Raw genomic sequence first — 8,552 nt, forward strand, 5'->3', positions numbered from 1 at the left:
CAGCAGAAGGCAGCGATGAGAGCGGTGGTGACGGCGACCGACCAGGAGGCGCTGGCGGCCGACGACCTCCGGGTCGATTACGTCCGCCGCGACGCCACCGTGAACGCGGTTCGCGGGCTGAGCTTCTCGCTGCGGGCCGGCGAAGTACTGGCCGTGGTGGGGGAGAGCGGGTCAGGCAAGACTACGGTCGCCAACGCGATCATCGGGCTGTTGCCCGACAATGCGCGGGTCCGATCGGGCAGTGTGCGGCTGGCCGGACGGGAGGTGGTCGGCGCGAGTGAGCGGGCGTTGCTGCGGTTCCGCCGGGAACTGGTCGCGTTGATCCCGCAAGACCCGACGATGAGCCTGAGCCCGACCAAGACCGTGGGTGCGCACCTACGGGACACGTTGCGGCTGCGCGGGATCGACCGCCGCCAGATCCCGGTGCTGACCCACGACGCGTTGTCGTCGGCCGGACTCGATGCTCCGGCGTTGCGTGCCCGGCAGTACCCCCACCAGCTGTCCGGCGGGATGCGGCAGAGGGTGCTCATCGCGCTGGCGCTGGCCGCCGACCCGGCGTTGATCATTGCCGACGAGCCGACCAGCGCGCTGGACGTCACGGTGCAGCGCGCCATCCTCGACCACCTCGAGTCGCTCGTCCGCGAGCGCGGGATTGGCCTGGTAATCATCACGCACGACCTCGGAGTCGCCGCCGATCGGGCCGACCAGATCCTGGTCATGAAGAACGGCGAGATCGTGGATCGGGGTTCACCTGGCGCCGTCCTGCATGCCGCGCGGACGCCGTACACCCGGCGACTGATCGCGGCCGCGCCGTCGCTGGCACACCAGGGCCGACTGGTCCCGCGGCACCCGGATCTGGAGCCGGCGCCTGCCCTGGTGGAGTTCCGGTCGGTTTCCGTTGATTTCCCGCTGCCACGGACCGTCGACGGCCCGCGACGGCTGCGCGCACTGGACGCCGTCAGCTTCGAGGCGGGTCGCGGGCAGACGCTGGCGGTGGTCGGCGAGTCCGGCTCGGGCAAGTCGACCGCGCTGCGCGTCGCGCTCGGCCTGGTCCAGGCCACCGATGGCGGAGTCAGCTTCGACGGCGAGGACATCGGCAGCCAATCCTGGACGCGGATACGGGTGCTGCGCAGGCGCTTCCAGCTGGTGCAGCAGTCGCCGTACGCGGCGTTGAATCCCAGGTTGTCGATCTTCGACAGCCTGGTCGAGCCGCTGCGGAGTTATCGGCTGGGCACCCGGGCGTCGCGGCTAGCCAGCGCACGCGAGCTGCTCGGACAGGTGGCGCTGCCGCGGTCGGTGCTGGACCGGATGCCCGACGAACTCTCCGGTGGCCAGCGGCAGCGGGTGGCGATCGCCAGAGCGTTGATCCTGCAGCCCGAGCTGCTGTACCTCGACGAACTGGCGTCCGCCCTGGACGTCTCGATCCAGAAGCAGATCCTCGACCTGTTGGTCGAACTGCAGGATCGGCTCGGCCTGACCTACGTGTTCGTGTCGCACGACCTGGGCGTCGTGGCCCAGATCGCGCACCGGGTGGTGGTACTCCGGGGCGGCAAGGTCGTCGAGCAGGGGAGCGTCCAGCAGGTCTTCACCGCCCCGAACGCCGAATACACCGCAGAACTCATCGAATCCATTCCCGGCGGACGCCGGGCGAAGGAGATCATCGGATGACAGTCACCGTCCAGGACGCACCAACGCCGACCGCGGCCCAAGAGGTCGAGTTCATCAGCGCGATCAACGCCCGCGAGTCCTCCGAGCTCTTCCCCAAACCCGGACGCGGGCTCGACGCGGCGTACCTGCGCAAGTACGCGCGGTCGCTGGAGGACTTCGGCTTCGACTACACATTGGTGGCATACAACTCCGACCGGTTCGACCCGTTCACGGTGTCGGCCGCGCTCACCCAGTACACCGATCAGCTGAAACCCATTGTCGCGCTGCGGCCGAACATCATGCACCCGACCGTCGCCGCGCAGGCGCTGGCCTCGCTGGACCAGCTGTCCGAGGGCCGGGCCGTCGTCCACATCATCTCCGGCGGCAGCGCCGAGGAGCAGGCCAGACAGCGCGATTTCACCACCAAGGAGGAGCGCTATCGGCGCTCGGAGGAGTACATCGGCCTGCTGCGCCGGGCCTGGACCGAGCCCGCGGCCTTCAGTCACAGCGGGGAGTTCTACCGGTTCACCGACTTCGGGCCGGGTTTTCCGCCACATGGGGACACCATCCCGATCTCGCTGGGCGGCTCCTCGCCAGACGCATACCGGGTCGGCGGCGCGCTTGCCGACATCTACGGCCTGTGGGGAGAACCGTTGGCGGACACCCAGGTTCAGATCGACCGCATCGCGGAGGGATCGAGGGCGGCCGGGCGCGTAGGTCTGCCGCGGATCTGGGTGACGTTCCGCCCGATCGTCGCCGCCACCGACGCGCAGGCGTGGGAGAAGGCGGAACGCACGCTGGAGCGCATCGACGCGACCTATCGGTCGGGGACGTATGTCCGCCGAAAGCTGTCCGATCCCTGCCGGCCGCAGAACGTGGGATCGCAGCGTCTGCTGGAGATCGCCGCCCGCGACGACCGTCATGACCGGGCACTGTGGACCCGACCGGCGCAGGTCACCAACGCCCAGGGTGCGTCGACTGCATTGGTCGGCAGCTACGAGACGGTCGCTGCGGCGATCCTCGACTACGTCGACCTCGGCGCCACGCTGGTGTCGATCCGGGGTTACGACAACCTCAACGACGCGATCGACTACGGGCGCTTCGTGATTCCGCTGGTCCGACAGGAACTCGCACACCGACGCGCCAGCGGTCGGCCGAGTTCGTTTCAGGCCGAACATCCGGGATTGCTTGCCACCGGGACAGATCGGTGACGACGATGGTGACCGCCCCGACCACACCCGAGCGATTGCGGGAATTGACCGACGCGGTGGCGGCCACCGCCGAGCGCTACGACCGCTCGGCGGAGTTTCCCTGGGACGGCATCCGGGCGGTGCACGAAAGTGGCGCCCTGGTGGCGACGGTCGGCAGGCAGTACGGCGGTCTGCAGATCAGCGCGGTCGACCGGGCTCGGCTGCTGCAGGCCCTCGGCGAGGGTGACCCGTCCGTGGCGCTGATCGTCGCCAATACGCTTGCGGCCCACGCCCGACAGACGGAAAGCGGTGATTGGCCGGAGGACCTGTACCGGCGGGTGCTCGGCGAGAGCGCCCAGCGCCCGGTGCTGATCAACACGGTGCGCGCGGAACCGGAGCTCGGGGCACCCGCGCGTGGCGGGCTGCCGGCCACCACCGCGCGGCGGAGTGGCGACGGATGGGTGCTGGCGGGGCGCAAGTCGTATGCGACGGCGAGCGAGGGACTGGCCTATCACCTGGTGTGGGCGAAGACCGACGACGAGGTCCCGCGAGTCGGTCATTTCATCGTTCCTGGTGACAGCCAGGGCATCGAAATCGTGGCTACCTGGGACCATTTGGGGCTGCGGTCCAGTTCCACCCATGACGTGATCTACGACGCGGTGGAGTTGCCCGGGGACCATTTCATCGATAGTGCCTATCAGGGGACCTACCGGGACCGGGCAGGCACCGGCGGCGTCGCAGCGCTGGCCGGTGCGGCGATCTACCTGGGTGTCGCGCGGGCCGCGCAGCGGTTCTTCCTGTCCTTCGCCAACACTCGCGTGCCCACCGCGCTCGGAGCGCCGATCGCTACCACGCCGCACATTCGGAGTGTGGCGGGCCGTATCGAGGCGGAGCTCATTGCGGCCGAGGAACTGCTCTACGGCTTGACTGCTCGGGCGGAACGCGGGGATGCCGATGCCGTCGGGCGGACCCCGATCGCGAAGGTGATCATCACGAGGGCTGCGGTGCAGGCGGTGGAGTTGGCGGTCGCGAGCCTGGGCAATCCCGGTCTGTCCCGGCACAATCCGCTCGAACGTCATCTGCGCGACGTGCTGTGCTCCCGCGTGCATCCGCCCCAGGAGGACACGGCGCTGCTGGCGTTGGGGACAGCCGTGCTCGACGCGGCCGGACGGGCGTGAGCGCCACCGACCGGCGCTACGTGATCATCGGCGCCGGCGCGATCGGCGCACTGCTGGCGGCGCGGCTCAGCGCGCTCGGCAGGCGGGTCGCGCTGATTGCGCGAGGCGCGAACTTGGCGACGATCGCCGAACATGGGGTGATTGTCCATACCCCGGCCGGGCAATGGCGGGCACGGCCCGAGGTGGCGACGGAACCGCGGCAGGTGGCCCTCTCCGCCGATGATGTACTGCTCTTGGCTACCAAGACTCAGGATGCCGAACGCGCACTGGCGCAATGGGCCTGGCAGCCGGTGTGCCCGCCGACAGTGGACGGATCGGCCCTCGCCACCGACTTGCCGATCGTCACGTTCCAGAACGGCCTGGCCGCGGAGGCGCTGGCGCTGCGCCGTTTCCGCCGGGTGTACGGCGCCTCCATCGGGATCTCCGCGAGCTACCTAAACCCCGGTGAGATAGGGCTACGTCCACCGAATACGACCGGTGTGGTGCAGCTCGGGCGCTACCCGGCCGGCGAGGACACGTTCTCCGCCGAGCTGGTCGCAGACCTGGCCGCCGCCGGCTACCGGGCCCGCGCCGTCGGAGACATCAGGGCGTGGAAGGCGCGCAAACTGCTCGGCAACCTGGGCAACGCGCTCGACCTGTTCGCGCTGGAGGAAGCCGACGCCGTTCGAATCCTGGACGCGGTGCGTGCCGAGGCGCGGCAGGCGTTCTCCGCGGCAGGCATCGCGGTCTCGCCTGAGCCGAGGGCGACGGGACTGGTAGTGGGCGGTCGACGCTCGACCTGGCAGAGCTACTCCCGTGGTTCCTCCAGCGAGGTCGACTACCTCAATGGTGAAATCGTTTGGCTAGGAAGGGAATTTGGGGTGGACACCCCGATCAACGAGGCGTTGCAGCGTGTCCTTGGCGCGCTCGCCCTGTCGCGCCACAACGGCAGGCTCGCTGCGATCGTGGACCTGCCGTTGCAGGATCCGGCTCCGATCCTGGCACGGCTCATGAACCCAAGCGGCCCCACTCGGTGGCCGTTGAACCCCCAACCGGAAGGACATCGCATGACCACACAGGACACCGCCTCACTACCGACGGTGCCGACAATCGCGCCCGGCATTGCGCACGCAGCGGTCGACGGCGGCGCCTTGTTGATCGACGTCCGCAGCAAGGGTGCCCGCGACAGGGATGGCGAACTGCCCGAGGCCACGACGGTCGACCGGACCCGGCTCGCCGAGCTGTTCGGTACCGGCTCGGCTGAACGGCTCGCGGGCGTGTCCGGGCCCGACCAGCCGATTGTGGTGATCTGCGGATCCCTGCACGGTTCCAGTCCGGTTGCCGAGGAGCTGATCGGCCTCGGGTATGTCAATGTCGTCCAGGTGGACGGCGCGTTCCCGGCTTGGCGTGACGCCGGCCTGCCGGTGGCCGACCCGGTGGGTGAGGCACCGGCCGACGCCTGATCCGCCGAGTGCGGTCCTGGCTCCTTGCGATAGCAATCGTTCGGATTTCTTGAACGGTATGTGCAGATAAATCACGTGGACGTGAACGGTTGTGGTGCCGTTCAATGCAGTCATGACCACGAACCACGTACGCACGGGCGTCCTGATGGCGACCGGGTCCATGGCGTGCGTGCAGATCGGCCTTGCGCTGGCCATCGGGCTGATGGACCAGATCGGCTCCGCGGGTGCGGCGTGGTTGCGTCTGGCGTGGGCCGGCCTGATCCTGCTCGCCGTCGTGCGGCCGCGGCGGGCGGCGTTCACCCGCTCCACGTTCATGACGTGCGTGCTGCTCGGCGTCGTCACGGCGGGCATCACGCTGTTGTTCATGGCCGCGCTCGATCGCATCCCGCTGGGCACCGCCGCCGCCCTGGAGTTCCTCGGTCCGCTCGGCGTCGCGGTGATGCAGGGCCGCGGCGGTCGCCGGATCCTGTGGCCGGGGCTGGCCGCCGTCGGCGTGGTGTTGTTGACCGACCCGTGGGCAGGCACCGTCGATCCGCTCGGCGTGCTCTACGCGCTGGCCGCGGGGGTGTGCTGGGGCGGGTACATCCTGCTCACCCAGCGGGTCGGTGACGGGGTGGACGGGATCAACGGATTGGCGGTGTCCATGCCGGTCGCCGGGGTGGTGGCGACCCTGGTCGTCGGCCCGTCGGTGCTCGCCAAGATGACGCCCGAGATCCTGCTCATCGGCATCGGGCTGGCGGTGCTGCTACCGGTGGTCCCCTTCGCACTGGAAATGATGTCGCTCCGCAGACTCACCACTGCGACGTTCGGCACCTTGATGAGCCTGGAGCCTGCGTTCGCGATGGTGGTCGGACTGATCGTGCTCGACCAGGTGCCGGGCGCCTGGGCGGTGCTGGGCATCTGCCTGGTGGTCGCGGCGGGAGTGGGGGCGGCCCGCAGTGGTGCCAGGACGGCGCCGGTGCTGGTTGAAGTCGGCTGATACCCTGCGCCACATGGCATCCGGAATCTTCGATTCGCACATCGTCGGAATTATCAACAAACTGTTCATCGGCCTCATCGACGCGCCCATCGTGGGGCCGTTGGTGCGGCGCGGCTTGATCAACATTCGATATGTCGGTCGACGTTCCGGCAAGACGATCGAGACCCCAGTCGGTTACCGACGGTCCGGCGACACCGTCACCATCAACGTCATGTCACCCGATGCCAAGTCGTGGTGGCGCAACTTCCTCGGCGAGGGTGGCCCGATCACACTTCTGAAGCTTGACGGTCAGGACCGCAGCGGCCATGCGGTAGCCAACCGCGACGATAACGGCCGTGTCAAGGTCACGGTCCAGCTGGACTAGCCGACGATTCGCTTGCGGCGGTACAGCGTTCCGACGGCCAGCAACAGGAGGCTGATCGCCAGGATCGCCGTCGCCAACACGTTGATCTGCGGTGGTACGGCGGCCTTCACCGCGGCGTTGACGTACAGCGGATAGGTCACGGTGGAGCCGCTGACGAAATAGGTGATGATGAAGTCGTCGAGCGACAACGCGAACGACAGCATCGCCGCCGCGACGATGCCGGGCACGATGAGTGGCAGCGTCACCTTGAAGAACGTCCGCGTCGGGCTCGCGCCCAGGTCCATCGAGGCGTCCTCCAGCGTCCAGTCGAAGCCGCGGACGCGGGCCCGCACCGTCATCGCGATGAAGCTGATCTCGAAGGCGATGTGCGCGATGAGGATCGTGGAATAGCCACTGGCCCAACTGAAGTCGAGGAACAGCGTCAGCAGTGACGCGCCCATGACCACTTCGGGGGCCGTCAACGGCAGTACCAGGAAGGTGTCGACGGCCTTACTGCCCCGGAAGCGCTGCCGGACCAGGGCGATGGCGACCAGCGTGCCGAGCACCACGGCGATGGCGGTGGAGACGGCCGCGATGTTGAGGCTCATCTTCAGCGCGCCGGTCAGGGCCGGGTACTTGAACGGATCGGCCCAGTTCTTCAGCGTGAAACCCTGCCAGGTGTAGTTGAACTTGCCCTTCGGATCGTTGAACGAGAACAGGATGATCACGAAGATGGGCAGGAAGAGGTAGAACAGCACCAGGCCAGCGACCACCCGAAGTGCGCTGTCGCCGAACCGGATTCCGCCAAGCAACGGCTTCTTGGGTTTGATCTCGCCGACTTTGGCGTTGGCGTTGGCGATGCGGTCCTGGATCGTCATACCAAATCCTCGGTGCCCAGCGCCCTGGTGTACAGCAGCACGCCGACGAGGATCAGAGCCATCAGCCCCAAACTCAGCGCGGCGGCCGCCGGATAATCCTTGACCACCAGGAACTGCTTCTGAATCACGTTGCCGATCATCGTGGTCTGGGTGCTGCCCAGGTAGTCGGCGTTGATGAAGTCGCCGACCGAGGGAATGAACACCAGCATGCTGCCGGCGAGCACGCCCGGAAGGGCCAGCGGCAGAATGACTTTCCCGAACGTGCGGCGGTTGGGCGAGTAGAGGTCGCGGGACGCCTCCAACAGTCGCGGGTCGATCTTCTCCAAACTGACGTACAGCGGCAGGATCATGAAGATGATCCAGTTGTAGGTCAGGCCGCCGATCACCGCCCAGCTGGTCGACAGCAGGCGACCCTCGCTGGGCAGCGCGCCGACGGTGCCCAGCAGGTTGACCAACAAGCCGTCGTCGGCCAGGATCGTCTTCCACGCCAGGGTCCGGATCAGGAATGTCACGAAGAACGGCAGGATCACCAGGCCCAGCAGCAGGTTCTTGTACCGGCCGGCCTTGAACGCGATGACGTAGGCCAACGGGAACGCCAGCAGCAAACACAGGATCGTGGCGACGAACGCGTAACCGAACGACCGCAGGATCTGGTCCTGGTACAGGCTGAACGCGTCGGTGTAGTTGCTGAAGTCCCACGCGAAGGTCAGCTTCGGCATGAACACCGAACCACCCGAGGACGACAGCGAGGTGCGCGCCAGGGAGAAGAACGGCACCACGAAGAACACCGCGAGGTAGGCGAGCGCGGGCAGGATCATCAGGTACGGCGCGATCCTGCTCCGCTGTCGGCTGCTACTGGCTACACCAGCCACTGCTCACTGCTCCTCACGTCCGC

8 protein-coding genes are annotated in these 8,552 nt (G+C 67.7%); 6 read left to right on the top strand and 2 right to left on the bottom strand.

Annotated features, from left to right (window positions below; translation table 11 throughout):
- The first annotated feature begins 15 nt into the window (after window positions 1-15).
- From QOC69_RS18075 to QOC69_RS18100, 6 genes are all read left to right on the top strand, one after another.
- Window positions 16-1,668 (top strand): dipeptide ABC transporter ATP-binding protein, encoded by a 1,653-nt coding sequence (locus QOC69_RS18075; RefSeq protein WP_526442027.1) that lies wholly within the window; start codon window positions 16-18, stop codon window positions 1,666-1,668.
- On the top strand, window positions 1,665-2,858 hold the full coding sequence (locus tag QOC69_RS18080; protein ID WP_526442015.1) for an LLM class flavin-dependent oxidoreductase: 1,194 nt from the start codon (window positions 1,665-1,667) through the stop codon (window positions 2,856-2,858). Before QOC69_RS18075 ends, QOC69_RS18080 begins: the two co-directional genes overlap by 4 nt.
- A 5-nt stretch (window positions 2,859-2,863) precedes the next feature.
- Complete coding sequence (locus tag QOC69_RS18085) at window positions 2,864-4,015, top strand: acyl-CoA dehydrogenase family protein (RefSeq protein ID WP_526442029.1); 1,152 nt, start codon at window positions 2,864-2,866, stop codon at window positions 4,013-4,015.
- Window positions 4,012-5,457 (top strand): 2-dehydropantoate 2-reductase N-terminal domain-containing protein, encoded by a 1,446-nt coding sequence (locus QOC69_RS18090; RefSeq protein ID WP_526442017.1) that lies wholly within the window; start codon window positions 4,012-4,014, stop codon window positions 5,455-5,457. The genes QOC69_RS18085 and QOC69_RS18090 overlap by 4 nt, the downstream gene beginning before the upstream one ends.
- A gap of 112 nt (window positions 5,458-5,569) precedes the next feature.
- Window positions 5,570-6,436 (top strand): EamA family transporter, encoded by an 867-nt coding sequence (locus QOC69_RS18095; protein WP_526442019.1) that lies wholly within the window; start codon window positions 5,570-5,572, stop codon window positions 6,434-6,436.
- A 13-nt stretch (window positions 6,437-6,449) separates the two neighbouring features.
- Entirely contained in the window at window positions 6,450-6,800 is a 351-nt protein-coding gene (locus QOC69_RS18100) for a hypothetical protein (RefSeq protein ID WP_526442021.1), read from the top strand.
- Here the strand turns inward: QOC69_RS18100 and QOC69_RS18105 are convergent.
- Together QOC69_RS18105 and QOC69_RS18110 are read right to left on the bottom strand one after the other, a co-directional pair.
- Window positions 6,797-7,657 carry an ABC transporter permease gene (locus QOC69_RS18105; RefSeq protein WP_526442023.1) on the bottom strand — a complete coding sequence of 287 codons (861 nt, stop codon included), beginning with the start codon at window positions 7,655-7,657 and terminating at the stop codon, window positions 6,797-6,799. The two genes, QOC69_RS18100 and QOC69_RS18105, sit on opposite strands and share 4 nt — an antisense overlap.
- Window positions 7,654-8,529: an ABC transporter permease gene (locus tag QOC69_RS18110; protein ID WP_526442025.1), complete on the bottom strand. Its 876-nt coding sequence runs from the start codon at window positions 8,527-8,529 to the stop codon at window positions 7,654-7,656. The genes QOC69_RS18105 and QOC69_RS18110 overlap by 4 nt, the downstream gene beginning before the upstream one ends.
- Between the last annotated feature and the right edge of the window lie 23 nt (window positions 8,530-8,552).

It is taken from the genome of Mycobacterium sp., from assembly GCF_032162105.1.
Taxonomy (GTDB): domain Bacteria; phylum Actinomycetota; class Actinomycetes; order Mycobacteriales; family Mycobacteriaceae; genus Mycobacterium.